Origin of the sequence: Deinococcus sp. KSM4-11 (genome assembly GCF_004801415.1) — a bacterium.
Lineage (GTDB): Bacteria > Deinococcota > Deinococci > Deinococcales > Deinococcaceae > Deinococcus.
Map to the genome: position 1 here is coordinate 1,165,444 of NZ_SSNX01000001.1, position 23,212 is coordinate 1,188,655.

Sequence of the window (23,212 nt, forward strand, 5' to 3'; positions counted from 1 at the left end):
TTTCCGGTGTGGCCGGAAATGACGTACCCTAAGCGTATGTCCGTCATGTCGCCGCCCCTGCTCAAGTCGGTGGTGGATGTCCTGACCGCCTTCGATGCCGACCACACGGAGTGGCGGCTGTCCGACCTGGCCCGGCACCTGGACGTGCCGACCTCCACGCTGCACGAGCAGCTCGCGGCCCTGAGCGCCACGGGTCTGCTCCTGAAGGTGGGTCGGGGCCAGTACCGGTTGGGGTGGCGGCTGCTGAAACTGTCGAGCGCCCTGTACGGAAGCCTGCCGTGGTATGCCCCGGCCCATGACGCGATGGAGCGCGTGGCACGCGGCACGCACCGGCTGGCCTTCCTGTGTGTCCTGGATGCCGGACGGGTCCTGTGCATCGCGCGCAGCGTGCAGGGACGCGACGGGCCGCCCGTGGCGGGTGAACTGGATTTCGAGCTGCCTGCCCACGCCACGGCGAGCGGAAAGTTGCTGCTGGCGCTGGCCGGTCACCCGCTCTCGCCGCAGGTGACGGCCTTCACGCCCCTTACATTCACCGACCCGCAGGCGTGGCCCGCTCTGGCCGCCGGCATCCGCCAGGACGGGTACGCGGTCACGGCGGACGAATGGGCGACCGGCACGGGCAGCGTGGCCGTGCCCATCCGAGGTGCCGGCGGAACCGTCCTGGCGGCGCTGGGCGTGAGCGTTCCGACACCCCGGCTGCGCGAGCGGGATTCTCTGCTGCGGGCACTCCGGGACGCGGCGGATGGAGTCAGCGACGGGCTGGGCTACCGGCGGGCCTAACCGTCCATGAGCTTGGGCAGCATGCGCACCCAGTTCACGTCCGGCCAGCGGTTCAGGAAGGCCAGGGCCTCGGAGCTGAGCGCCTGATCGAGTTCGATGGCGAGCAGGGCCTGCCCGCCCCGCGTGTCGCGTGTGCAGGTCAGCGCGGCGATATTCACGGCGTCGGCAGCGATGGTGCTGGCAATGCGGGCGATCATGCCGACCGCGTCCGCGTAGCGCAGGAGCACCGTAGGGCTGGCCGCGCTGAAGTTCACGCCGAGGCCCTGGACGTGCGTGACCCGGATCACGCCGCCCCCCGTCGAACTGCCCTGCAGCGTGAGGTGCTGGTGGTCGCCCCGGACGTCGATGTGGGCAGTATTCGGGTGCACGTCGCCCAGGTCGGCATCGCGGAATTCGAAGGTCAGTCCGGCGGCCTGCGCTTCCTCGAAGGCCTGAGGAAGCCGGCTGTCATCGGGTCGGTAGCCCAGCAGTCCGGCGATCAGGGCCAGATGGGTGCCGTGCCCCCGGCCCGTCTTGGCAAAGCTGGCATGCAGGGAGATGGTCGCCTGCCGGGGCGCTTCTCCGAGCAGGTGGTGCGCGACCAGCCCCAGCCGGCACGCGCCCGCCGTGTGGCTGCTGCTGGGCCCGATCATGACGGGCCCGATCATGTCCAGAAGGCTCATGTGCCGAGTGTAGTCCCACGCGGGGACGGTGGCTGAGGCTACCGGTTCTGCACCTGGGGTGCACCACGCCATGCGGCCTGGAGGGCCTTCACGCTGGCGCCGGGCTGGGCCAGGGCGGCGCGGGCCAGCGGGCCACGCACACCGCCCGGTGCCTGCGCGAACAGCCGCAGCATGATCCGGGCCAGTGGGCCGGCCGGGGTGGCCGGATCGAGGAACGCCTGCCACTGCGCGGGCGGCAACTGGAAGAACGCCCGGAAGAACTCCGGCAGGGCGTCGGCAGGCAGGCCCAGCAGGGCGCGGACGCCGAGCAGATGCACCTCCCGCGCGGCGCGTCTGGAGTCTGGCCACAGCACGGCCCAGCCCGCCTTCACCGGATCAGTTCCCGCTAGGATGGCCCCGTGAATGGCGTCCGCCAGCGTTTCGGCGACGTTCAGCGACGTGGCCACCTGGAACCCGCTGATCGGATGAACCAGTCCGGCCGCCGCGCCAAAGGAGAGGTCGGCGGCGGGTGCCGGGGCCGCCCCGTTCATGGGGAAGGCGACCCACTCGGTGGACAGGATCTCGCGTGGGGGGGTGCCAGCCGCCTCCAAGCGGGCGTGGAGCCTCGCCTCGAGCAGGGCGCGGTTCACGCCGGGCTGGGCGATCAGGCTGGTCTCCTCCACGAAGTACCGGTCGCCGCCCAGGTGCATGGCATACAGGAAGGTGGGGGGCGTATCAGCCGTGCCATCCGTCCGGTAGTCCATCCAGGACATCGAACCCGGCGCAATGGGAGGCCGGTCGAACCGCGCGGTGAGTCCCCACGCGGTTTGGAAGGCCGGCCCGTCCGGGTACGCGGTGGGCGTCAGGGTACCGCCGTGGCCGCTGGCATCCACGACCAGCCCGGCCGTCCAGCGTTCCCCGTTCACGCCATGAATGATCCGTTCGGTGCCCGCGTCCTCGGTGCGGAGCACCGTTCCGACCGTCCACTCCAGTCCAGCGTCGGCTCGGCCGAGCAGGGTGTCGAGCAGGGCGGCATTGTCGAGCAGGGCGTAGGGGCGGTGCAGCGGGGTGGGCTGTGGGCCGGTGTACACGCGCACGTCCGTCCAGACCTGGGCGGCGCACCCGTGGGCCCAGCCGGGCAGGTCGTCAAGCCACGCGCCGTACGTCGCGGGGAACGGCGTGGGCGGGTGCGGGGCGACCACGCGGACGTGCAGTCCACGGCGGGCGAGCGCAGTGGCGAGCGCGGTGCCGGTCGGGCCACCGCCCATGACCAGAACGTCGCTGTGCTCGGAACCCTGCATGCGGGTCAGGCTAGCAAGGGGCTCCGCTGGAATGTGTAGGGATTGCCCTGACCCGCCCGATGGAAGTGAAGAAAGCCTGTGCGGCTTCCATTCCCGCAGGCCCGTTCCGGCCCTATTCTGCCGTGATGCTGCCGCTGTCTGCCCGTTTCCGCCATTCGCTGTTCGTGCTGACCGGTCTTCTCGCCGCCGTCGCCCTGGTCGGGTGCTCGCAACGCAGCGCCCAGGACACCCTGAACCGCGTGGTGTCCACGGGTGGGTTGGAGGTCGTGCATAACGTTCCCTACGGCCCAGACGTGCGCAACCGCATGGACGTGTACTCACCGCACGGGGCCACCAACGCCCCGATGGTGCTGTTCGTGCACGGTGGCTCGTGGGAGGGCGGCGACAAGGACGGGCACAAGTTCGTGGGCGAGTCGCTGGCCCGCGCCGGATACGTCACTGCCGTCATGAGCTACCGGCTGGCCCCGCAGAACCGCTACCCGGCCTTCGTGCAGGACACGGCCTCCGCGCTGAAGGTGCTGCGCGAGACGGCCAAGACCTTCGGCGGCAACCCGGACAATATGTTCGTGATGGGCCACTCGGCTGGGGCCTACAACGCGGTCGAGGCTGTGGATAACGCACGCTGGCTGCGCGAGGCGGGCGTCCCCATCAGCGCCGTTCGGGGCGTGATCGGCGTGGCCGGACCGTACTCCTACGACTTCCGGGGCATGTCCACCGCACGCGCCTTCCCCGAGAACGCCACGCCGGACGAGGTCATGCCGGATCGGCACGTGCGCCCGGACGCGCCGCCTCACCTGCTGCTGGTGGCGGGCAGTGACCACACTGTGTACCCCCAGAACGGCGACCACATGAAGGCCGCGCTGGAACGGGCGGGCATCCCCGTCACCTTCACGGTATTGCCCGGCATGGGGCACATCACCATCATTGCGGCCATGACGCGTTTCCTGACGTTCCTGGGGCCAACCCGGCAGGACGTGATCGCGTTCATCGAGGCCCACCGGCTGCCTTGAGTGATCCGGCCCGTGGCCCAGGTGCCCGAGGCCGGGGCCACTCACAGGGATGCACTACCATCACCGCATGCGCCGTTCTCCGTTGATCCTGACCGTGGCTGCCGTGCTGGCCGGGGGCCTGTCGGGGTGCCGGTACGCCTTCGTGCCCGCCGTGCCCACACCGGTCGAGGTGACCCTGACGCCCCGCGTGACCGGCGCGACCCTGGAACGCTCGGGCACGTCCCTGACCGTGAAGGCGCAGGTAACCGGCCGCTTCGAGCCCGCCTACCTGAAAGTGCAGTGGTTCGACGGAAGCCGCCCCCTGGGCGAGGACAGCGTGTATCTGGACGTCTCACAGCCCAACGCTTCCTTCACCATGGACGCCCCGGCCAAGGGCGCGTACCGGGCGGTGCTGTCGCTGGGTGGCGTGGTGTTGCGACAGGTCGAACTGTACGAAGTGCAGCCCTGACCGACGCCAGCTGGGCTGTGGCCCGTGACTCAGCGTACCTCGGAAGGATCGACAGGCACTGGATGAACAGTCGACTCCACGGTCGGTGCCGGCCAGGACTGGATCAGTTCCCGCAGGTGCGTCGTGACCCAGGCCATCGCGTCACTGTTGGGGTAGGTGATCGAGCTGTGGTCCTCGCGGACGGACACGAAGCGCTCGATGCCAGACGTCGTGCCGTCCAGCCGCGTGTTGCGGGACAGCTCGAACAGGTAATTGACAGGCAAACCGCCACTGGCGCTGGTGCGGGCGGGCAGCCGTTTGCTCTGCACCTCGTAGTTCACGGCCACGTTCGGCCACACGACATCCTTGAGGGGCACCTTCCGCCCGCCGATCTGGATGGGATCACAGGCATCGAGCATCTGCGTCCGCTGCGGTGCCGTCGGGGGCAGGGCACGCACGGCCGCGCTGTAGTCCGGGCGCCACGCCACGCACATCCCGTCCAGATCCACCTGGGCCGTAATTGGTACGTCCGGGAAGGTGCGCGTGAGCAGGTGCGCCCAGGTCACCCCGTGCGAGTGGGCGACCACGATGATGCGGGGGGGCTGGGGCTGTTTGAGCCAGGTGTCGTGCAGGCGCGTGAAATCGGCCAGCAGCGCCTCGAACCCCGGCTGGGGTCGCGGCAGGTACGGCGAGGTATGCGAGGCGGCCGGGTGGCTGGCATACCCGGCGACCTCCACGGCGAATCCAGCTGAGCTGAACACGTCCGCGACGCTGTCGAGGGTGCCGCGGGAACTCAGGTAATCCCGGTTGTCCCGTGGAGCCAGGCAGGGTTGCGAGCACCGGCCGGAAATCCCGATGACCACCACGTCCGGCATCGGCCCATCCAGATCCAGGGCCGGCGTGCGCGTGCCTTGCACCAGCCAGTGAGGCACGCAGGCGGTCAGCCAGACCAGCAGGCCAGCCAGGAGGAGGGAGCGGGGCAAGGCACGCACGGCCGCCCAGTGTAGGGCGGGGATATGGGCCGCATCATGACGCCGCTCACGCCCTCGGCAGGGGCCAGCCACCACGGTTCAGGGAAGTGTCCCGAGATGGCCTCACCGCACGCGCGACCAGCCAGCGCTCAGGGCCTGGTTCCGCCCAAAGTGAACTCGACGTCCGGAACGCATCCTCGACTGTCAAAGCTTGGCGATGCCCTTCAAGTCTCCCGGTGCGACAGTCCTGATCAACCGGCTTCCCCGTCAGTCCACCGGCAGGGCCGCATCTGAACGGGAGGTGTACAGCTTCGCAGGCCGACCGGAATGCCCGTACTGGTGTTCCAGGCTGGCCCGTCCACTGCGGACGAGGTGTTCCAGGTACCGCCACGCGGTCACGCGGCTCAGGCCGAGGCGCTCGCCGATCTCCTCGGCACTCACTCCCCGGCGGACTTCATCGAGGGCCAGGGCCACCCGTTCCAGGGTGTACGGATCCACGCCGCGCGGCAGGGGTTCCGCGCCGCGTCCCTGCACGCCCAGCAGCCGGTCGAGGCTGCCCTGATCCAGGCGGGGATGGTCAGGCCCTGGCGTGGTGGGCAGGCGCCGGGCGCGGTGGCGGGCAAGCAGGTCGGCCAGCCGCGCTCCGGTGAAGGGCTTGATGAGGTAGTCGAAGGCCCCGTGGGCCAGTGCCAGCCGGACGCTGGCCTCGTCGTCGGCGGCGGTGATGAGGGCCACGTCGGTGGTGCGGCCCACGGAACGCCAGTGGCGCAGCAGGCCCAGGCCACTGCCGTCGGGCAGGTGGACGTCCAGCAGGATCAGGTCGGGGTTCAGGGCCTGCGCGAGCGCGTCACCCTGCGCGCAGGTGGCGGCGCTGCCGACCACGTGCACGTCCGCATCGCGTTCCAGCAGATCGCGGTTGATCCGCGCGACCCGCTGGTCGTCCTCGACGAGCAGGACGCGCACGCTCGGGCTGCGGGGGGTCATGGGGTCACCTCCAGCGGCGGGGCTGGGCTGGCGGGCGGGGGCAGACTGACCTGGAAGACGGTGCGCCCCCCGCGCCGCACGTAGCGGAGCTGGCCGCCCAGCGCCTGCACGCGGCCCTGCACCCCCGCCAGCCCGTAGCCCCGGCCCTCGCCCTTGCTGCTCGCGCCACGGGTGAACAGGCGCTCGCGCACCCCGTCGGCCACGCCGGGGCCGGAATCCTCGACCTCGACCTGCACGCCGTCCGGATCCTCGCCGATCAGCACCGTGACCACGCCGGGCTGACCGGCCAGCACCTCGAAGGCGTTCTCGGTGAGGTTCCCGACGGCCGTGACGAGCGTGTCGGCATGCCGTTCCCACAGTGGCGAGAGGACGCTGCCCTCGACGACCTGAAAGTCGATGCCGAGTTCCTGGGCGCGCTCGCGTTTGCCCGCCAGCAGCGCGACCAGGCGGGGCACCTGCACATCGCGCAGCAGTTGCCGGAATTCGGCGTCGGCGCGGATCTCGGCGTTCAGGACCCGCAGGGCCTCGTCGTGGCGGCCCAGTTGCAGCAGGCCCGACAGGACGTGCAGGCGGTTCTGGTACTCGTGCGTCTGGGCGCGCAGCACATCCACGAAGCCGCGCGCATGGGTGAGTTCGTCGGCCAGGGCCAGCACCTCCGCACGGTTGCGGAACCCGGCCACGAAACCGCCGCCGTCGAGCGGCTCCACGTTCACCAGGAAGGGCTGGCCGCGCAGCTGGAGTTCCAGGTTCTGCTGGCGGTGCGTGCCGAGCCGCAGATCCGCGAGTTCCGGCCACACGCGGGCCAGCGCCACAGGTGTGCTGGGCACCAGCAGGGCGTCAGCGGCGCGGGCGCTGGCCAGGGTGATGCAGCCTGCGCTGTCCACGGCGATGACCCCCTCGCGCAGCGCGGCCAGCACGGCGCGCTGTTGCCGGGCCAGGGCGGCGATCTCGTCGGGCTCCAGGTTCAGGATCTCGGCCCGTAACCGACGCGCCGCCCACACGGCCCCCAGGAGGCCGAGGGCCAGGGCGAGCAGGATCCACGGCAGCAGGCTCACCAGGGCCGCCCCCACTAGATGCCACGCCTGCGGCATGAGGTAGCCGGTGCTGACCACCCCGACCACCCGCGTGCCGGGCAGGCCGCCCTCCCAGATGGGCACCTTGCCGCGCACGCTGACGCCCAGACTGCCGCGCGCCACGGAGATCACCTCGCGGCCCGCCAGGGGATCGTCGTTGTCGCCGCCCTCCATGGGCTTGCCCAGGCGGTCGGTCAGCGGGTGGGCCAGCCGGATGCCGTTGCGGTCACCGACCACGATGAAATCCGCCTCCGCCTGGGCACGCATGGCGTTCACCTGGGCGTTCAGCGCGGCGTTCTGGGTGCCCAGGTCGGCGGCCCGGATCACCTCCGGCAGGGTCGCCACGATGCGGCTGGCGGTCATGGCGCGCTCCCCCAGGCGATCCCGGGCCTCGCCGTACAGGTGCAGGGTCTGCACGGCCAGCAGCAGCACGGTCATGCCGCACAGCACCAGCAGGTGCCAGCGCACCAGGCGGCCCTGGAGACCGGAGCGGGGAAGGCGGAAGGTGGCCATAGGACGTGCTTCCGATTGTAAAACCCCCCTGCTGGCGCGCCGTGCCCTAACGTGCATTGCGTTCACGACTGTGCATTGTGGTCACGAAAAAAGCCGTGCCAGACGTGTTCAAGCCTTGAACCGGGCCGGATGTGGGGCTAGGGTGAGGGGACGTACAACCCACACCACGGCGCCCTGGCGCCCCGGAGGTTCACCATGAACGCCAAGAACACCATTCTGGCCCTGTCTGCCCTGCTGCTCACGACCCCCACCACCCTCGCCCAGGGCCTCTCGACCCTGCGGATCATGGCGCCCGCCAGCCCCGGCGGCGGCTGGGACCAGACCAGCCGCGCCATCCAGACCGTCATGCAGGACGAGGGCATCGTCAAGCCCGTGACGGTATTCAACGTGCCCGGCGCGGGCGGCACCATCGGCCTGGCACAGCTGTACAACGCCAAGGGCGACGGCAGCCAGATGATGACCATGGGCCTCGTGATGGTCGGCGCGATCCTCACGAACTCCAGCAAGGTGGATCTGAGCCGCGTGACCCCCCTGGCCCGCCTGACCGGCGAGTACGAGGTGCTGGTCGTTCCCGCCAGCAGCCCCTACAAAACCATGAAGGACTTCGCCGCTGCGTGGAAGGCCAACCCCGGTCTGGCCGTGGCGGGCGGCAGCGCGGGCGGCACCGACCACATCCTGCTGGGCCTGCTGGCCAAGTCGGTGGGCGTGGATACCAAGAAAATGAACTACGTGCCCTTCAGCGGCGGCGGCGAGGCCCTCGCGGCCGTGCTGGGCAACCAGGTCGCGGGCGCCATTGCCGGGTACGGGGAGTTCGAGGCGCAGATCAAGGCCGGGAAACTTCGCCTGATCGGGATCTCCTCGGCCAAGCGCCAGGCGGGCATCGACGGCCCCACCTTCAAGGAGCAGGGCTTCAATGTCGAGCTGGCTAACTGGCGCGGTGTGGTCGCCGCCCCCGGCGTGAGCACGGCCGACAAGGACGCCATGATCGCCGCGCTGGACAAGATGCACGCCACCAAGGCCTGGCAGGACACCCTCAAGACCCGCAACTGGACCGACCTGTACATGAGCGGCAGCAAGTACTCGCTGTTCCTGAAGCTCGAAGCGGCCCGCGTGAAGGGCGTGCTGACGGACATCGGCCTGGTGAAGTAAGCCCGGCTTTCAGGGGCGGCGCGACCCGGCAGCCGGTCGCGCCGCTCCCTGTGATGCGCTGCGTCCACCGTCCTGACCCCGCGGCGAGCTGAGCCGTTCCGAGGAGTGTCCCCGATGTACGATCCGTCCATGTCCTCTTCACCCCCGCGCGTCCGGCCGGGTGTCAGCGTGCCCGACCTGCTGGTCGCGCTGGGCATCACCGTGATCGGCGTGCTGCTGCTGGTCGGCACGCTGAGCATTCCCTTCGGCATCAATGCGGTGGTGGGGCCGCGCGTGTTCCCGCTGATCGTGGGCAGCGGCACCCTGCTGCTGGGCCTGATCATGACCGCCCTGACCCTGCGCGGCGACCGTGCCGAACCGAGCGCCGAGGAGGATACTGATCCGGACGCGCCCGTCGATCTGTCGAGCCCCGGTGTCATTCTGGGCGGCTTCCTGCTGGGCAGCGTGCTGCTCGCCCCGCTGGGCTTCGTGATCGGCACGGCCATCATGTACTTCTCGGTGGCCTTCGCCTTCGGGGAGCGCCGCTACGGCCTGATGGCGTTGGTCTCGCTGATCGTGGCGCTCGTGACCTACGTGGTGTTCACGCGCGGCCTGGGCCTGACGTTGCCCGCTGGCCTGTTGAAAGGAATCCTGTAATGGACGCCCTGCATTCCCTGATGGCCGGGTTCGGCACCGCCCTGAGCCCTCTGAACCTGCTGTGGGCCCTGATCGGCGTGACGCTGGGCACCCTGGTCGGCGTGCTGCCCGGCATCGGACCGGCGCTGACCGTGGCGCTGCTGCTGCCCGTGACCGCAAAACTGCCGCCGGTCGGCGCGTTCATCATGTTCGCCGGGATCTACTACGGCGGCATGTTCGGTGGCAGCACCACCTCTATTCTGCTGAACACGCCGGGCGAATCGGCGAGCATCATCACCGCGCTGGAGGGCAACAAGATGGCGCGCAAGGGCCGCGCCGCCGCCGCGCTGGCCACCGCCGCCATCGGCTCGTTCATCGCGGGCACCATCGGCACCGTCCTGCTGACCTTCTTCGCGCCTGCGATTGCCGACGTGGCCGTGCAGATTCCGCCCAGCGCCAAGTTCGCGCTGATCATGCTGGCCTTCGTGACCATCAGCGCCACCTTCGGCGGCTCCCCGCTGCGCGGCCTGATCAGCCTGTTCTTCGGCCTGAGCATCGGCCTGATCGGCACGGACCTTCAGAGCGGCCAGGCACGCTTCACCCTGGGACGCCCGGAACTGCTCGACGGCATCGACTTCATCACCGTGGTCATCGGCCTGTTCGCCATCGGCGAGACGCTCTATGTCGCCAGCCGCTACCGCAAGACCCAGGACGTCATCAAACTGGAGGGCGGAGCCAGCATGACCCGCCAGGACTGGCGGCGCTCGTGGGGGCCGTGGCTGCGCGGCACGGCGCTGGGCTTTCCCTTCGGCGCGATTCCCGCCGGCGGCGCGGAGATCCCCACCTTCCTGAGCTATACGCTGGAAAAACGCCTCAGCAAGCACCCTGAGGAATTCGGCAAGGGCGCCATCGAGGGCGTGGCCGGGCCGGAAGCCGCGAACAACGCCTCGGCGGCCGGGGTGCTGGTGCCGCTGCTCACGCTGGGCCTGCCCACCAGCGCCACTGCCGCAATCCTGCTCGCCGCGTTCCAGCAGTACGGCCTGCAACCCGGCCCGCTGCTGTTCCTCACGAACGGCGACCTGGTGTGGGGGCTGATCGCCTCGCTGTACATCGGGAATGTCATGCTGCTGCTGCTCAACCTGCCGCTCGCGCCCATCTGGGCCCGGCTGCTGCTGATTCCCCGCCCGTTCCTGTATGCCGGGATCCTGGTGTTTAGCACGGTCGGCGTGTACTCGCTGAACAACAGCGTGTTCGACCTGTTCCTACTGGCCCTGTTCGGCGTGATCGGATACGGCATGCGCCGCTTCGACTTCCCGGTGACGCCCGCCATCATCGGCGTGGTGCTCGGGCCGACCGCCGAGACCTTCTTCCGCACGGCCTTGCAGCAGAGCAACGGTGACTTCACGATCTTCCTGCGTAGTCCCCTGACCGTGTTCATCCTGTTCATCGTGCTGCTCGCGCTGGTCGTGCCGCCGGTGCTGCGGGCGAGGGCACGGCGAATGGCGACACCTGCATAACACCGGGAATGACGCAATCGAGGCCGGACAGTTAATGTCCGGCCTCTTCTGCTGCCGGTCTCAGTCCTTCAATGCCGTCCACGCCGCCTGCACTCCGGCTCCACGCTCGAAGCTGGCTCCCAGTCCCTCGAAGGCGTCCTCCATGATCCCGGCGATGGCCAGGGCGTCGTAGCGGTCGGCGTAGCCCATGGTGCTCACGCGGAAGACGGTGTCCTCGTGGGGGGCCTGGCCGGGCAGGGCGCGCTGGCCCATCGCGGCGAGGCGGGCGGCGACCTGTCGGCCTGTGATTCCGGCGGGAGGCGTGAGCACGGCCACGGCGGGGCTGGTGCGCGGCGCCCAGGCGGGTGCGCCCAGGGCGGTGCCAGCGGCGATCAGGGCGTCGGTCTTGCGGCGCTGTTCGGCCCACAGCACGTCCAGCGGTACGGCCAGCAGGCGCTCCAGGGCGGTGCTCAGCGCGTAGATCAGGTTGATCGCCGGGGTCTGCGGGGTGTTTCCGGCCTTCTGTCCGGCGAGTTCGCGAGTCATGTCGAGGTAGAAGCCCTTCTCCGGGTTCCGGATCATGCGCTCCTGCACCTGTGGGCTGAACAGCACGAAGCCCAGGCCGGGCGGCGTGGCGGTGCCCTTCTGGCTGCCGGACACGATCACGTCCACGCCCCACGCGGCAGGCCGCAATTCCGCCACCCCGTAGGAGGTGATGCAGTCCGCGATGATGATGAGGTCCGGATTCTGTGCGCGGGCCGCCTGCGCGATGGCCTGGAGGTCGTGCAGCGCCCCGGTGCTCGTCTCGCTGTGCGTGATCAGCAGGGTGTGCGCGTCCCTGGCAGCGTCCGCGACCTCCTGCGGGTCGAGCACCTCGCCCCACGGCCGGGCCACGATCTGCGTGTCGTAGCCGAAGCGGCCGGCCATCTCGCCCCAGCGTTCGCTGAACTTGCCGGCTTGGGCGTTCACGACCTTCGCGCCGGGCGGTGTGGTGCTGATCAGCGCGCCCTCGAAGGCTCCGGTGCCGGACGTGGTGGTGATCACGGCGTCGTAGGGGTCGCCCAGCAGCTGCGTGAGCTGCGCGCGGGCCTCCATCAGCTTGGCGATGCCCTCCTTCGCGCGGTGGTGCATCTGCGGCTGTGCGAGTTGCAGCAGCACGTCCGGCGCGACCTCGACCGGGCCGGGCGCGATCAGGCGGGCGCGGTTCAGGGGGGTGTAGTCGGGCACCTGGGTTGGATCGGGGGCCAGGGTGGGCGCGGGCGCGATCTGGGTCATGCTTCCAGGGTAGTCCCCCGACGGTTCAAGGGGCGGCAGGCATCTGAACCACTGCAACCACAGTTTCCAGATATTCCTAGAAAGTCGTACGCTTCTGGCATAGATGGTTCTTTGCAGTTCATCGAGCGGGCGGGCGTGATGCTGGAGATGATCGGCATGCCGCGCATCTCCGGGCGCGTGCTGGGCGCGCTGCTGTGCGGGCCGCCGGGCGGGCACACGGCGGCCGAGCTGAGCACCCAGCTCCAGTCGAGCCGCGCGGGCGTGGGCACTGGGCTGAAGCACCTGACCCTGATGGAGCTGATCGAGCACGCCCCGAACCCCGGCGAGCGCGCCGACCGCTTCCGCATGCGGCCGAACGCCTGGGCGATCCTGACGGAACAGGGCAACCGCAAACTGGAGACCCTCGTGCAACTCGCGGACGAGGGTCTGGCCGCCCTGCCGCCGGGCGGCGATTCCGGGCCACTGCGCGAGATGGCGGCCTTCTACCGACTGTGGCTGGAGCTGTTTCCGAGCGTGCTGGCCGAATGGCACCGCGTCAAGGAGAGGACATGAACGCCATCGAGATCACGGGCCTAGGCAAGGAGTACGCGCCGGGCGTGGGACTGCACCCCATGACCCTGACCGTGCCCACCGGGGAGATCTTCGGGTTTCTGGGGCCGAACGGGGCGGGCAAGACAACGACCATCCGCACGTTGTTGGGCTTCCTGCGCCCTTCAGCTGGCGCGGCCACCATCCTCGGGCATGACGTCTGGACGCAGCGGGAGGCGGTGCACGCCCGCGTGGGCTACCTGCCGGGCGAGGTTCACCTGCGCCGCGAGTGGACGGCCGGTGAGCTGCTCCGGCGCACGGCATTTCTGCGCGGCAGTGTCGACACGGCATACGGAGTGGACGTGGCCCGGCGCCTAGAGCTCGACCTGACCCGCCGGGTCGGCACCCTCAGCAAGGGCAACCGGCAGAAGGTGGGCCTGACCGTGGCCCTGATGACCCGCGCGGACATGCTGATCCTCGACGAGCCCACCGACGGCCTCGATCCGCTGGCGCAGGAGACGGTGCTGGAACTGCTGCGCGAGGCGCGGGAGGAGGGCCGCACGGTGTTCCTGTCGAGCCATGTTCTGACCGAAGTGGAGCGCGTGGCCGACCGGGTAGGCATCATCCGCGCCGGTGACCTGATCCGGGTGGATGACCTTTCGACCCTGAAGGCCAGCCTGCCGCAGCGCCTTAGCGTGCGCTTCGCCGGGCCCCCTCGGCCCGATCTGACTACGCTGCCCGGTCTGTCGGACGTGACCGTGACCGGCACCGAGCTTCGCGGCCTGTGGCGCGGCACGCCCGACGACCTGATCCGAGCGCTGTCCACCGAGTCGCTGGCCGCCTTCAGCCTCACGCCGTCCACCCTGGAGGACGCCTTCCTGGACGAATACCGCAGCGGGGGAAGCCATGTGGCCTGAGGTGCTGCGGCAGGGACTGGCCGACCACCGCCGCTCGTGGCTGGGCTGGGCAGGGGGCCTGCTCGCCTACGCACTGCTGGTGCTCGCCTTCTACCCCACCGTGAAGAACGACCCGAGCGTGAACGAGATCGTCCAGAACCTCCCGGACGCGTTGAAAGCACTGTTCGGCACGGACTTCACCAGCCCGGCAGGGTATGTAGGCGGCCGGCTGTTCAGCCTGATGCCGGTGCTGCTGTCGGTGTACGCGGGCCTGACCGGCGCGGCCATGATCGCCGGGGACGAGGCGCGCGGCCTGCTGGAAGGGCCGCTGGCGCAGCCGGTATCCCGCGGCGCCCTGCTGCTGGGGCGCACGTTGACGCTGTTGATCCTGCTGCTCGCCCTGGGCAGCGTGCTGTTCGTGGGCACGTGGGGGTTCGGGCAGGCATTCCAGGCTCCCCTGCCAGCCGGGCGGGTGCTGGACACGGCCGCACTCCACACGCTGGGCGCGTGGGTCTTCGGGGCGCTGGCCCTCGCCTTGGGCGCCGCCACGGGCCGGGCGGGGCTCGCGGCGGCAGCCGGGGCAGGCCTCGGCGTCGGCCTGCTGGTGCTGCACACCCTGAGCGCCCAGGTGGCCGCCCTGCGCGATCTGGCCTGGCTGAACCCGTGGACGGTGCCGCTGCGCGATTCCCCGCTCCTGCACGCAGTGAGCGTGACGCCGCTGCTCGTGCCCCTGCTGGTCGGTCTTGCGCTGGCCTGGGGCTCGCTTCCATTCCTGAACCGGCGCGATGTCGGTCGCTGAGCTTCACCCCCTTTAGGAACACTGCCGTCAGGGAACCGCAAGAGCCAGAGATGAAGAGTGGATGAATGCCGCCCCGCGTCTCCGGTCGCCTCGCCCTGCTGGCTGCCCTGCTGGGCGTGGTCACGCCCGCGCAGGCCGACACCGTGGGCGTGACCGGCGTGACGGCCGCCGCACTGGCTGGACGGCCGTGGCCGCCCGCAGCGAACGCCCAGGTCACGGACGCCCTGACCTTCGCGCAGGTCGTGCAACAGGATTTCCAGGCATGTGGTCAGGACGCCCAGCCGGACCCCCGCCTGAATGTCCTGGCGGGACGACTGCTGCGCGGCAACAGACTCGACCGCGCGGCCTTCCAGGCGGAAGGCATGCCGGTCAAGTCGGCCGGAATGATCGTGGTGCCGAAACTGACGAGCTGGGAGAGGGTGCGGGACTCGCTGGCGAACCAGTGCGGGAACCGCGTGGGCTACCCGCGCTACGGCGTGGCGGTGGACGGCACCCGCGCCGCCCTGGTGTACGCCCGGCCCGCCGAACTCGACCTGTCGGCCCGGCAGGCGTGGAACGAGGCTGTGCTGCGTGGCCTGAACGAAGCCCGCCGCGAGGGGCAGCGCTGTGGCGACACCCTCTACCCCGGCACCGGTCCGCTGACCTGGGACGCGACCCTGACGCGCGCGGCCACGCAGCAGGTCACAGATCTCCCCAAGGTGAACTACCGGGGGCACATCAACCCCGTGACCGGCAGCACGCCGCCCATGCGCGCCCGAGCGGCCGGCTGGATCGACCCGGAGGTCGCCGAAACCCTCGCGTACGACGCCCTGACCCCCGAGGAGGCCGTGCAGACGCTGCTGGCCAGCCCCGCGCACTGCACGATCATCATGGAGCCGCGCTGGACGCACGTGGGAATGGACGTGAACAACGGCACCGGCACGTCGATCTTCACCACGTACTGGGCGCAGGTGTACGGGCGGTAAAGGGCGCCCCGGCCGCCCAGCGGTAGGCTCGGGCCATGCGAATCGTGATCGTGGGCGGCGTGGCCGCAGGAATGAGTGCCGCCAGCCGCGCGCAGCGGTTCAACCAGCGAGCGGACATCGTGGTATTAGACCGGGGCGACTGGGTCAGTTACGGCGCCTGCGGCCTGCCATACGTGCTGGGCGGCGACGTGGACGGGTTCGAGTCGCTGGTCGCCCGCACGCCGGAGCAGATGCGGGCGCGCGGCATCGGCGTCCGGCTGCGCAGCGAGGTCACGGGCATCGACGCGAAGGCCGCAACCCTGACCGTGCTCGACCGGGACGCGGGCCACACCGTCACCGAACCCTACGACCGCCTGCTGCTCGCCACGGGCGTCTCGGCGGTCGTGCCGGATTGGGCGAAGACCGAATTGAGCGGCGTCCACGTCCTGAAGGACATCCCGGACGGTCAGGCCATCGAGGCCAGCCTGAAGGGGGCTAGGCGGGCGTGCATCATCGGCGCCGGATATATCGGGCTGGAACTGGCCGAGAACCTGCGCGCCCGTGGGCTGAGCGTGGTGCTGCTGGAGAAGGGGCCGGAAGTCGCGGGCCGCATCCTGGACGTGGGCTACCAGCGGCGCATCCGGCAGGAGATCGAGGAACACGAGGTGGATGTCCGCTGCGCCACGACCGTGACCGGCCTGACCGGCAAGGGGGGCCGCGTGACCGGTGTACAGACCGACAGCGGGCTGGTGCGGGCGGATGTGGTGATCGTCGCCGTGGGCGTGAAGCCCAGCACAGCGCTCGCGAAGGCGGCCGGGGCCCGGATCGGCAAGACCGGCGCGGTGGCCGTGAATGCCCGGCAGGAGACCAGCGTGGACGGCATCTACGCCGCCGGCGACAACACCGAGGCGACGCACCGGGTCACCCGGCGCCGGGTGCACATTCCGCTGGGCCTGACCGCCAACCGCATGGGCCGCGTGGCCGGCGTGAACATGGCGGGTGGCGACGCGACCTTTCCCGGCATCCTGGGCACCGGCATCTTCAAGACCTTCTCGCTGGGCGTGGCCCGCACCGGCCTCACCCAGGCCGACGCCGACACCCTGGGCCTGAAGGCACACTCGGTGGACGTGAGCAGCACCGATCACGCCGGGTACTATGCCGACGCCCGACCCGTGCACGTGCGCCTGACCGCCGAGCGGGGAACCGGCCGCCTGCTGGGCACGCAGATCGTCGCGCACAACCACCTGTCGGCCAAGCGGGTGGACGTGGTCGCGGCCCTCCTGCAACAGCGGGCCACGGTGCAGGATCTGTTCGACTGCGACCTCGCGTACGCCCCGCCCTTCTCCAGCGTGTGGGATGTGCTGCTGGTCGCCGCCGACCGCCTGCACCGCGAGATTCGCGGGCACTGAAGCAGCCATGCCCGCCAAAGCATCTGTCTACGTGCCAGCCGACACGTACAGTCGCTCCTGCGGTAGCCTCGCACCCATGAACGATCCGTCTGCCGCCGTGACCGTAGCCTACCAGGGAAACCCCGGCTCGTATGGCGAGATCGCTGCCCTGAACGCCGTGCCCGGCGCGACAACCACGCGCGGCTACCCCACCTTCCACGAGGTCGCTCAGGCCGTCGAATCCGGCGAGGCCGGGTACGGTGTGCTGCCCGTCGAGAACTCGTTGATGGGCGCCATCCACCAGTCCATCGACCTGTTGAGCGAAACCGACCTGCACGTCACCGGCGAGGTCGTCGTGCGCGTCTCGCACTGCCTGATGGCGCTGCCCGGCGTGACCCTGGAGGAAATCCGCCGCGTTGCCAGCCAGCAACCCGCGCTGGATCAGTGCACCGTCCTGATCCGCAAACACGGCTGGCAACCCGTCGCCGCGCACGACACCGCCGGCAGCGCCAAGAACCTCGCGCAGAGCGGCGAGCGTGATCTGGCCGCCATCGCCAGCAGCCGCGCGGCCGAGCTGTACGGCCTGAACATCCTCCAAAGCAACATTGAGGACGAACCGTTCAACTTCACGCGCTTCATGATCCTGCACCGCCACGAACCGACGCCGTCGAGCGCGCCGCACAAGACCAGTCTGGTGTTCGCCGTGCGCCACACGCCCGGCTTCCTGGTCGAGACGTTGAACGAGTTGCGCGGCCTGAACCTGTCCCGGATCGAGAGCCGCCCCCGCCGTGACCGCGCGTGGAGTTACCTGATGTACGTGGACATCGAGGGCGACGCCCGTGACCCCAAGGTGGCCCAGGCGCTGGCAGGAGTGCTCCGAAAGGCCAGTTACGCGAAGATCATCGGCTCGTACCCGATGGCATTGGAAACGGTTGGGTAGGAGCCGGAGCCCGCACCCAACCGTTCAGACGGCCCGCCGCTCTACTTGACCGAAACGGCCACTTTGAACACGGCTGGAATGTTCGAGGAGTTCTTTCCAGCGATGTAAAGGTTCTGTCCATCCGAGAATAGGTTGGCGTAGGCCGGAAGTCCGCTGATCTTGGCGGGCGCCGTAGCCCAGACGTCCTTCAAAAGGTCGTAGATGTAGATGGAATCGCCTTGCAGGATATACAGATCGTCGCCCAGCACGGCTGTGTAGGCACTGTTATATTCGGAAGCAACCGTGAAAGGCGTGTCGGAGAGCGGAGTCCAGGTGCTGGTGGTGGCGGAGAAGTAGGCCATCTTCTTCGTCGCGCCCTCGCCGCCCAGAGCGTAGATTCGATCCTTGTAAACGGCCATCTGGCTTCTGTTGGTTGCGTACAGATAATTGGGAGCCGTGAACCATGAATCCTGAGCAATACTGTAGTATTTGAAAAGATTGCTGGGCGTTCGACCACCCAGGTAGTAAAGGTTGCCATTATAGTAGGTCACGCCAGCCTCGCCCGCATTGTCCTGGGCCGTACTCGGATAGTTGATGTTCGTCCAGACATTCGACGAGGCCGTGTATTTGGTGGCACCGTTGGCGATATAGAAGATATTGACACCGTCGCTCACCAGCTTGCTGCTGTAGCCACAGCCACAGACGTTGGCCGAGACAGCCAGCGGTGACGAGAAAGTGTTGGACGTGATGTTGTAACGGGTGAAGAACTGCGTATTCGCTGTGTTCGACCAGTTTCCGAAATAGATGCTGTTCCCGACGAGCACAGACAGCATCGGGTATGGGCCGGCATCATAGGTGCTCAGCGGCAGGCTGAGCTGAGTCGCCGTAAGCACAATGTCGTTGACTGTCTTCGTGGGTTTGGGCGTGGGATTCGGGGACGAGGTACCACATGACACTAGGCCCAACAACGCATACACAAGCAGTTTCTTCATCTCAATTCCCTCCCCAGGTGGTCGAAAAAGAATGGCTCCGTGGACGGCCGTGGACACGCTCCAGCCTCAGGAACTCACGCTAAGCGCCCTGTATCAATATCAATCCATGTATTTATTGTGCCGACAAGCATCCGGACATCTCAACCTCCTGTACATAGGCTGCGAGGGGACGAACCGGGGGGAAGTCGATCGTAGCATGTCCATTCTGGCCGCTGATGGGCTTCATTTTTACAGCCTAAGACAAGAGAGCAGCGACTCCCGAGGCCCACCGCACGCACTGGCCAAGTCCGATCAACGAGGATGCGGGCCCCCTACCGAATCAGTGGCCCGCATCCTCTCTGCAAATCATCTCAGCTCGCGCAGCGCTTCCCGCATGATCTCCAGTCCCGTCGCTGCCTCTTCCTGGGTCAGGATCAGGGGTGGACTGATGCGGATGACGGCCTCACCGCAGTCGAGATTCAGCAGGCCGCGCCGGAACATGGCCATGCTCGCCGCGTCGCGCAACTTGCCGTCGGGTCGGCCGTCCGGGGTCACGAACTCCAGACCGATGAACAGGCCCCCGCCGCGCACGTCGCCCAGGAACGGGAATTCCACCTGCATGCCCTTCAACTCGGCCATGATGAAGGCGCCCACCTCCGCGGCGTTCTGCATCAGGCTCGGGCCGCAGCCGGGGTGGGGCACCACGCCTTCCAGCAGATCCAGCGTCGCGTGCGCTGCCGCCGCCGCCACCGGGTTCCCGCCGTAGGTGCTGCCGTGTGAGCCGACCGGCCACGTCATCACGCTCTCCTTTGCCAGCATCGCGCTGATCGGCATGCCCGAGGCGATGCCCTTCGCCACCGTGACAATGTCGGGCTGCACGTTGCCGTACTGTTCGAACTGCTGGAAGGAGTACATCGTCCCCGTGCGGCCCATGCCCGCCTGCACCTCGTCGAAGATCAGCATGATGCCGTACTTGCCGCACAGGGCGCGCAATTTTGGCAGGAAATCGGCGGGCGGCACGATATACCCGCCCTCGCCCTGCATCGGCTCGATGATGATCGCCGCCACCTCGTCCGCCGGGATGATCGTCTGGAACAGCCCCTCGATGTGGTCGATGACCGCCTGACCGCAGGTGTCTGGAGTTGACCCCAGTGGAGGCCGAAACGGGTTTGGGTACGGCACGTGCGACACATTCGGCAGCAGCGGCCCGAACCCGCGTTTGTACTTCGTCTTGCTGCCGGTCAACGTGATCGCTCCGTATGTGCGCCCGTGGAACGACCCGATGGTGCTGATGATGTGCGACCGCCCCGTGTGGTTGCGGGCAAGTTTCACCGCCGCCTCCACCGCCTCCGCGCCGCTGTTCCCGAAGAACACGCGCCACTTCTCACCCGGCTTCTCCACGTGCTTCACCATGCGTTCGGCAAGGCTGGTCGTGATCTCCTGCGGGTAATCGGTGAGACAGACGTGCGTGAACTTCGTGATCTGCTCCTGCACGGCCTTCACCACGTGCGGATGCGCGTGCCCGGTCGTGGAGACCGCGATGCCCGCAAAGAAATCCAGCATGGTGTTTCCGTCCACGTCGGTGAGCCACACGCCTTCACCGTGATCCGGCACGAACGGATAGGGCCGCATGTATGAGGTCGACAGGTGCTGGGCATCGCGCTCCATGATCGCGGCGGTCTTAGGGCCAGGAAGGGAGGTCTTGAGTTCGGGCTGGCGGAGTTTGGGGAGGGTGGTCATGGAAACTCCTCTCTAAGGCATGAAATTGAATGATGAGCACGGACATCGATAAGTGGCGCTGCAGACTCTAAATCTGCGCTATGTCGCTATGGACAAGAATCAAGGGGAGCGAGCCGAGATTTAAACCGCTAAAATCTTCGAGATGTTGGTGGACACCGTGCGGTCTTTGGGAAAGATCAATGAGCATCCGAGAAAGCGTTCGCAATCCTGCCGCATTGCCTTGCAAGATGAAAACTTCATTATCTTCTCTAAAATCAATAGTCGCTCCGTCTTCCCACAACTGCTCAAATTCATTCGACATGGTTGCAGATTATCCGCCTGATAAACACTCACGCCAATAGAAAATTAGCCCACGTTGGCAAGGCCTACTTAATCTCCGCTCACCGGCACCGGCTCCTGAACCATCCCATCCGGCGCGGTGTCCGTGACCACCAGACTCTCCCCTATCCCGTGCGCGGCCCATTTGTCCTCGCGGCTGTTCAGGCGGTGTTTGGTCGCGCCGGGGCGGTTGCGGCTCTCGCTGAATTCACGGGGTTCAATGCTGATCCGCTCGCCTTCCATCAGGCCGTAGATGCCGCTCTGGCCGGGTTCCTTACGCTGCCAGTCGGCGGGCACGGCCATGTCAGGGCCGGTGTAGTCGGTGGGTTCGCTGTACGCGGCGATGTAGCCCTCGAAGTTCCGGAGGATGAGTTTCTCGGGGCTGTGCGATAGGACGTAGTTGGGCGCGACGGGGATCTTGCCGCCGCCGCCGGGCGCGTCGACGACATAGGTGGGGATGGAGTAGCCGCTGGTGTGGCCGCGCAGGCTTTCCATGATTTCCAGGCCCTTGCTAACGGTGGTGCGCAGGTGCCCGGCCCCGTGGACGAGGTCGCATTGGTAGATGTAGTACGGCCGCACGCGGATCTTGACCAGTTCCCGCAGGAGTTTCTGCATGACGACGGGGTGGTCGTTCACGCCGCGCAGCAGCACGCTCTGGTTACCAAGCGGCACGCCGGCGCGGGTGAGGCGGTCGCAGGCGTCTGCGACCTCCGGGGTGATCTCGCGGGGGTGGTTGACGTGGATGTTCATCCAGACGGGGTGGTTCTCGCTGAGCACGTCGCACAGTTCCTGGGTGACGCGCATGGGCATGAACACGGGCACGCGAGTGCCGATGCGGATGATCTCGATGTGCTCGATCTTGCGGAGTTCGGCCAGCAGGCAGCCCAGCACCTTCGGCGCCAGCGTGAGCGGGTCGCCGCCGGACAGCAGGACGTCTCGAACCTGTGGCGTGTTGCGCAGGTAGTTCAGTTGCGCCTCGTACTCGGCAGGGTTGAAGGTCTCGGCGGGATCGCCCACGATGCGGCTGCGGGTGCAGTAGCGGCAGTAACTGGCGCACTGCGTGGTGACCAGCATCAGCACCCGGTCGGGGTAGCGGTGAACCAGGCCAGGCACGGGGCTGTGCTTGTCCTCGGCCAGCGAGTCTTCCATCATGGACGTGAAGGATTCCAGTTCGTGGTGCGTGGGAATCACCTGTCGGCGGATCGGGCAGGTGGGATCGTCGGCGTCCATCAGCGAGGCGAAGTAAGGCGTGATGTCCAGGCGGAAGATGCCCTCGGCACTGGCGCCCCGGCGCTCGCTGTCGGTCAGGCGGATGACTTCCTCCAGCTCGGGCACAGTGTTGATGCGGTTTTTCAGCTGCCATTTCCAGTCGTACCACTGCTCGTCGGGCACGCCCTGCCACTTGGGGGCGCGGTGGTTCCTGGGGAGCATCTGTTGCGACCGGGTGGTCGCCTGGGGGTGCAGGGTATGGGTGCTCATAGGGCCTCCGGTGCGCCTGAGAGGGTGAATTGCTTGCCCCCATTGTCCGGTCACGGCCCCTCCGTTTTGAATGAGCAGCATGCCCTTCACATGCCACTTCCAGCGCACAGGAACCTCGCAAACGCCACTGTCGACCTTACGAATGCTAAGATGACCGGGTGCGACAGACCGGCGGCAGCCTCGATCCCCTCGACCACCGCATCCTGCAGGAACTCCAGACGGATTCCCGCCTGAGCATGCGCGAACTCGGCCGCCGCGTCGGACTCAGCGCTCCCGCCGTGACCGAACGGGTGCGCCGTCTGGAAGATGCCGGGGTAATCCTCGGCTACGGTGTGCGGGTGGCCAGCAAGCCCCTGGGCCGCACCATCACGGCGTTCATCGGCGTGCAGGACAGTGGGCGCAACGACCCCACCCTGGTGCGCTGGGCCACCAAGCACGACGGCGTGCTCGAATGCCACAGCGTGACTGGCGACAACTCCTGCATCCTGAAGGTCGCCGTGCCGGACGTGGGCGCGCTGGAAGCCATGCTGACCGACCTGATCGCCATGGGGTTCACCTGCGACACCAGCATCGTGCTGAGTACGCCGCTGGAAGGAAAGCTGCTGCTGCCGCCCAAATAACGTGCGGGCTGGCCCAGTTCACAGCTCGTCTGGGCCAGCCCGCACGTCCCCTGGATTCAGTCGGAGAGCATCAGACCGGTCACGGTGACCGAGCCCGCCCGGTCGGAGATCAGCAGCCCGGTACCGTCACTGACGAGGAAGCCCTGCCGGATGACCTTCGCCGTTCGGTCGCTCACCAGCAAGCCGTTCCGTCCGACCCTGGCGCGGTCACTGACGAGCAGGCCGTCACGGGTGACGGTCGTGGCCCGATCCGACATCATCAGGCCCGGAGTGGCACTGGCCGTACCGGCGCTGACGGCAACGAGGGTGAGGGCGACGAGGGCGGTCGTGGTCAGCTTCAGCATGGTGGTTCCTCCCGGTGGTGCGGACGTGGCG

At 68.1% G+C, this 23,212-nt stretch carries 24 protein-coding genes; 13 read left to right on the forward strand and 11 right to left on the reverse strand.

Annotated features, from left to right (window positions below):
- Positions 1 to 36: 36 nt before the first annotated feature.
- Positions 37 to 780 carry an IclR family transcriptional regulator gene (locus E7T09_RS05835; RefSeq protein ID WP_240741635.1) on the forward strand — a complete coding sequence of 248 codons (744 nt, stop codon included), beginning with the start codon at positions 37 to 39 and terminating at the stop codon, positions 778 to 780.
- Here the strand turns inward: E7T09_RS05835 and sdaAB are convergent.
- Together sdaAB and E7T09_RS05845 are read right to left on the reverse strand one after the other, a co-directional pair.
- Positions 777 to 1,442: an L-serine ammonia-lyase, iron-sulfur-dependent subunit beta gene (gene sdaAB, locus E7T09_RS05840; RefSeq protein WP_136388138.1), complete on the reverse strand. Its 666-nt coding sequence runs from the start codon at positions 1,440 to 1,442 to the stop codon at positions 777 to 779. The two genes, E7T09_RS05835 and sdaAB, sit on opposite strands and share 4 nt — an antisense overlap.
- Positions 1,443 to 1,480: 38 nt before the next feature.
- A complete protein-coding gene (locus tag E7T09_RS05845; protein ID WP_136388139.1) occupies positions 1,481 to 2,722 on the reverse strand; it encodes a lycopene cyclase family protein in 1,242 nt (413 codons plus the stop codon).
- 125 nt (positions 2,723 to 2,847) lie between these two features.
- Here E7T09_RS05845 and E7T09_RS05850 point away from each other — a divergent pair, with 125 nt between their 5' ends.
- The gene (locus E7T09_RS05850; protein WP_136388140.1) at positions 2,848 to 3,732 is read left to right on the forward strand and encodes an alpha/beta hydrolase; all 885 of its coding nucleotides are present in this window, start codon (positions 2,848 to 2,850) and stop codon (positions 3,730 to 3,732) included.
- Between the two features lie 67 nt (positions 3,733 to 3,799).
- Positions 3,800 to 4,180 (forward strand): hypothetical protein, encoded by a 381-nt coding sequence (locus E7T09_RS05855; RefSeq protein WP_136388141.1) that lies wholly within the window; start codon positions 3,800 to 3,802, stop codon positions 4,178 to 4,180.
- A 29-nt stretch (positions 4,181 to 4,209) separates the two neighbouring features.
- Here E7T09_RS05855 and E7T09_RS05860 read toward each other — a convergent pair whose 3' ends face one another.
- The 3 genes from E7T09_RS05860 to E7T09_RS05870 all read right to left on the reverse strand — a co-directional run bounded on the left by E7T09_RS05860 (position 4,210) and on the right by E7T09_RS05870 (position 7,700).
- Complete coding sequence (locus tag E7T09_RS05860; protein WP_136388142.1) at positions 4,210 to 5,151, reverse strand: hypothetical protein; 942 nt, start codon at positions 5,149 to 5,151, stop codon at positions 4,210 to 4,212.
- 246 nt (positions 5,152 to 5,397) lie between these two features.
- The gene (locus E7T09_RS05865) at positions 5,398 to 6,114 is read right to left on the reverse strand and encodes a response regulator (RefSeq protein WP_136388143.1); all 717 of its coding nucleotides are present in this window, start codon (positions 6,112 to 6,114) and stop codon (positions 5,398 to 5,400) included.
- Complete coding sequence (locus tag E7T09_RS05870) at positions 6,111 to 7,700, reverse strand: sensor histidine kinase (protein ID WP_136388144.1); 1,590 nt, start codon at positions 7,698 to 7,700, stop codon at positions 6,111 to 6,113. The genes E7T09_RS05865 and E7T09_RS05870 overlap by 4 nt, the downstream gene beginning before the upstream one ends.
- Before the next feature lie 195 nt (positions 7,701 to 7,895).
- Here E7T09_RS05870 and E7T09_RS05875 point away from each other — a divergent pair, with 195 nt between their 5' ends.
- The 3 genes from E7T09_RS05875 (at position 7,896) to E7T09_RS05885 (ending at position 10,981) form a co-directional block, all read left to right on the forward strand.
- Complete coding sequence (locus E7T09_RS05875) at positions 7,896 to 8,849, forward strand: tripartite tricarboxylate transporter substrate binding protein (RefSeq protein WP_136388145.1); 954 nt, start codon at positions 7,896 to 7,898, stop codon at positions 8,847 to 8,849.
- 129 nt (positions 8,850 to 8,978) lie between these two features.
- Complete coding sequence (locus E7T09_RS05880) at positions 8,979 to 9,485, forward strand: tripartite tricarboxylate transporter TctB family protein (RefSeq protein WP_136388146.1); 507 nt, start codon at positions 8,979 to 8,981, stop codon at positions 9,483 to 9,485.
- Positions 9,485 to 10,981 (forward strand): tripartite tricarboxylate transporter permease, encoded by a 1,497-nt coding sequence (locus tag E7T09_RS05885; RefSeq protein ID WP_136388147.1) that lies wholly within the window; start codon positions 9,485 to 9,487, stop codon positions 10,979 to 10,981. The genes E7T09_RS05880 and E7T09_RS05885 overlap by 1 nt, the downstream gene beginning before the upstream one ends.
- Positions 10,982 to 11,041: 60 nt before the next feature.
- On the opposite strand, the gene E7T09_RS05890 is transcribed toward E7T09_RS05885, so the two are convergent.
- A complete protein-coding gene (locus E7T09_RS05890; protein ID WP_136388148.1) occupies positions 11,042 to 12,235 on the reverse strand; it encodes an aminotransferase class V-fold PLP-dependent enzyme in 1,194 nt (397 codons plus the stop codon).
- A 111-nt stretch (positions 12,236 to 12,346) separates the two neighbouring features.
- Here E7T09_RS05890 and E7T09_RS05895 point away from each other — a divergent pair, with 111 nt between their 5' ends.
- From E7T09_RS05895 to E7T09_RS05920, 6 genes are all read left to right on the forward strand, one after another.
- The gene (locus E7T09_RS05895; RefSeq protein WP_136388149.1) at positions 12,347 to 12,787 is read left to right on the forward strand and encodes a GbsR/MarR family transcriptional regulator; all 441 of its coding nucleotides are present in this window, start codon (positions 12,347 to 12,349) and stop codon (positions 12,785 to 12,787) included.
- Positions 12,784 to 13,680, forward strand: coding sequence for an ABC transporter ATP-binding protein (locus E7T09_RS05900; protein ID WP_136388150.1), 897 nt, complete (start codon positions 12,784 to 12,786; stop codon positions 13,678 to 13,680). The genes E7T09_RS05895 and E7T09_RS05900 overlap by 4 nt, the downstream gene beginning before the upstream one ends.
- Entirely contained in the window at positions 13,670 to 14,458 is a 789-nt protein-coding gene (locus E7T09_RS05905) for an ABC transporter permease subunit (RefSeq protein ID WP_136388151.1), read from the forward strand. The genes E7T09_RS05900 and E7T09_RS05905 overlap by 11 nt, the downstream gene beginning before the upstream one ends.
- A 65-nt stretch (positions 14,459 to 14,523) precedes the next feature.
- On the forward strand, positions 14,524 to 15,423 hold the full coding sequence (locus E7T09_RS05910; RefSeq protein WP_136388152.1) for a CAP domain-containing protein: 900 nt from the start codon (positions 14,524 to 14,526) through the stop codon (positions 15,421 to 15,423).
- Positions 15,424 to 15,458: 35 nt separating this feature from the next.
- Complete coding sequence (locus tag E7T09_RS05915) at positions 15,459 to 16,811, forward strand: FAD-dependent oxidoreductase (RefSeq protein WP_136388153.1); 1,353 nt, start codon at positions 15,459 to 15,461, stop codon at positions 16,809 to 16,811.
- A 76-nt stretch (positions 16,812 to 16,887) separates the two neighbouring features.
- Positions 16,888 to 17,730, forward strand: coding sequence for a prephenate dehydratase (locus E7T09_RS05920; protein WP_136388154.1), 843 nt, complete (start codon positions 16,888 to 16,890; stop codon positions 17,728 to 17,730).
- Positions 17,731 to 17,771: 41 nt separating this feature from the next.
- Here E7T09_RS05920 and E7T09_RS05925 read toward each other — a convergent pair whose 3' ends face one another.
- From E7T09_RS05925 to E7T09_RS05940, 4 genes are all read right to left on the reverse strand, one after another.
- A complete protein-coding gene (locus tag E7T09_RS05925; protein ID WP_136388155.1) occupies positions 17,772 to 18,701 on the reverse strand; it encodes a hypothetical protein in 930 nt (309 codons plus the stop codon).
- Between the two features lie 345 nt (positions 18,702 to 19,046).
- Entirely contained in the window at positions 19,047 to 20,420 is a 1,374-nt protein-coding gene (locus tag E7T09_RS05930) for an acetyl ornithine aminotransferase family protein (RefSeq protein ID WP_136388156.1), read from the reverse strand.
- 67 nt (positions 20,421 to 20,487) lie between these two features.
- A complete protein-coding gene (locus tag E7T09_RS05935; protein WP_136388157.1) occupies positions 20,488 to 20,721 on the reverse strand; it encodes a hypothetical protein in 234 nt (77 codons plus the stop codon).
- A gap of 68 nt (positions 20,722 to 20,789) precedes the next feature.
- Complete coding sequence (locus tag E7T09_RS05940; protein ID WP_136388158.1) at positions 20,790 to 22,217, reverse strand: KamA family radical SAM protein; 1,428 nt, start codon at positions 22,215 to 22,217, stop codon at positions 20,790 to 20,792.
- A 158-nt stretch (positions 22,218 to 22,375) separates the two neighbouring features.
- On the opposite strand from E7T09_RS05940, the gene E7T09_RS05945 reads away from it, so the two are divergent.
- The gene (locus E7T09_RS05945; protein WP_136388159.1) at positions 22,376 to 22,837 is read left to right on the forward strand and encodes an Lrp/AsnC family transcriptional regulator; all 462 of its coding nucleotides are present in this window, start codon (positions 22,376 to 22,378) and stop codon (positions 22,835 to 22,837) included.
- A gap of 56 nt (positions 22,838 to 22,893) precedes the next feature.
- Here the strand turns inward: E7T09_RS05945 and E7T09_RS05950 are convergent, their stop codons facing one another.
- Complete coding sequence (locus tag E7T09_RS05950; protein ID WP_136388160.1) at positions 22,894 to 23,181, reverse strand: hypothetical protein; 288 nt, start codon at positions 23,179 to 23,181, stop codon at positions 22,894 to 22,896.
- Positions 23,182 to 23,212 lie beyond the last annotated feature (31 nt).

Bases quoted from the DNA above. Each gene is read 5' to 3' on its own strand.
- E7T09_RS05920 (WP_136388154.1), top strand. From the start codon at position 16,888: ATGAACGATCCGTCTGCCGCCGTGACCGTAGCCTACCAGGGAAACCCC.
- E7T09_RS05935 (WP_136388157.1), bottom strand. From the start codon at position 20,721: ATGTCGAATGAATTTGAGCAGTTGTGGGAAGACGGAGCGACTATTGAT.
- E7T09_RS05845 (WP_136388139.1), bottom strand. From the start codon at position 2,722: ATGCAGGGTTCCGAGCACAGCGACGTTCTGGTCATGGGCGGTGGCCCG.
- E7T09_RS05910 (WP_136388152.1), top strand. From the start codon at position 14,524: ATGCCGCCCCGCGTCTCCGGTCGCCTCGCCCTGCTGGCTGCCCTGCTG.
- E7T09_RS05855 (WP_136388141.1), top strand. From the start codon at position 3,800: ATGCGCCGTTCTCCGTTGATCCTGACCGTGGCTGCCGTGCTGGCCGGG.
- E7T09_RS05890 (WP_136388148.1), bottom strand. From the start codon at position 12,235: ATGACCCAGATCGCGCCCGCGCCCACCCTGGCCCCCGATCCAACCCAG.
- sdaAB (WP_136388138.1), bottom strand. From the start codon at position 1,442: ATGAGCCTTCTGGACATGATCGGGCCCGTCATGATCGGGCCCAGCAGC.
- E7T09_RS05925 (WP_136388155.1), bottom strand. From the start codon at position 18,701: ATGAAGAAACTGCTTGTGTATGCGTTGTTGGGCCTAGTGTCATGTGGT.
- E7T09_RS05905 (WP_136388151.1), top strand. From the start codon at position 13,670: ATGTGGCCTGAGGTGCTGCGGCAGGGACTGGCCGACCACCGCCGCTCG.
- E7T09_RS05930 (WP_136388156.1), bottom strand. From the start codon at position 20,420: ATGACCACCCTCCCCAAACTCCGCCAGCCCGAACTCAAGACCTCCCTT.
- E7T09_RS05875 (WP_136388145.1), top strand. From the start codon at position 7,896: ATGAACGCCAAGAACACCATTCTGGCCCTGTCTGCCCTGCTGCTCACG.
- E7T09_RS05950 (WP_136388160.1), bottom strand. From the start codon at position 23,181: ATGCTGAAGCTGACCACGACCGCCCTCGTCGCCCTCACCCTCGTTGCC.
- E7T09_RS05850 (WP_136388140.1), top strand. From the start codon at position 2,848: ATGCTGCCGCTGTCTGCCCGTTTCCGCCATTCGCTGTTCGTGCTGACC.
- E7T09_RS05880 (WP_136388146.1), top strand. From the start codon at position 8,979: ATGTCCTCTTCACCCCCGCGCGTCCGGCCGGGTGTCAGCGTGCCCGAC.
- E7T09_RS05885 (WP_136388147.1), top strand. From the start codon at position 9,485: ATGGACGCCCTGCATTCCCTGATGGCCGGGTTCGGCACCGCCCTGAGC.
- E7T09_RS05865 (WP_136388143.1), bottom strand. From the start codon at position 6,114: ATGACCCCCCGCAGCCCGAGCGTGCGCGTCCTGCTCGTCGAGGACGAC.
- E7T09_RS05940 (WP_136388158.1), bottom strand. From the start codon at position 22,217: ATGAGCACCCATACCCTGCACCCCCAGGCGACCACCCGGTCGCAACAG.
- E7T09_RS05915 (WP_136388153.1), top strand. From the start codon at position 15,459: ATGCGAATCGTGATCGTGGGCGGCGTGGCCGCAGGAATGAGTGCCGCC.
- E7T09_RS05870 (WP_136388144.1), bottom strand. From the start codon at position 7,700: ATGGCCACCTTCCGCCTTCCCCGCTCCGGTCTCCAGGGCCGCCTGGTG.
- E7T09_RS05900 (WP_136388150.1), top strand. From the start codon at position 12,784: ATGAACGCCATCGAGATCACGGGCCTAGGCAAGGAGTACGCGCCGGGC.
- E7T09_RS05835 (WP_240741635.1), top strand. From the start codon at position 37: ATGTCCGTCATGTCGCCGCCCCTGCTCAAGTCGGTGGTGGATGTCCTG.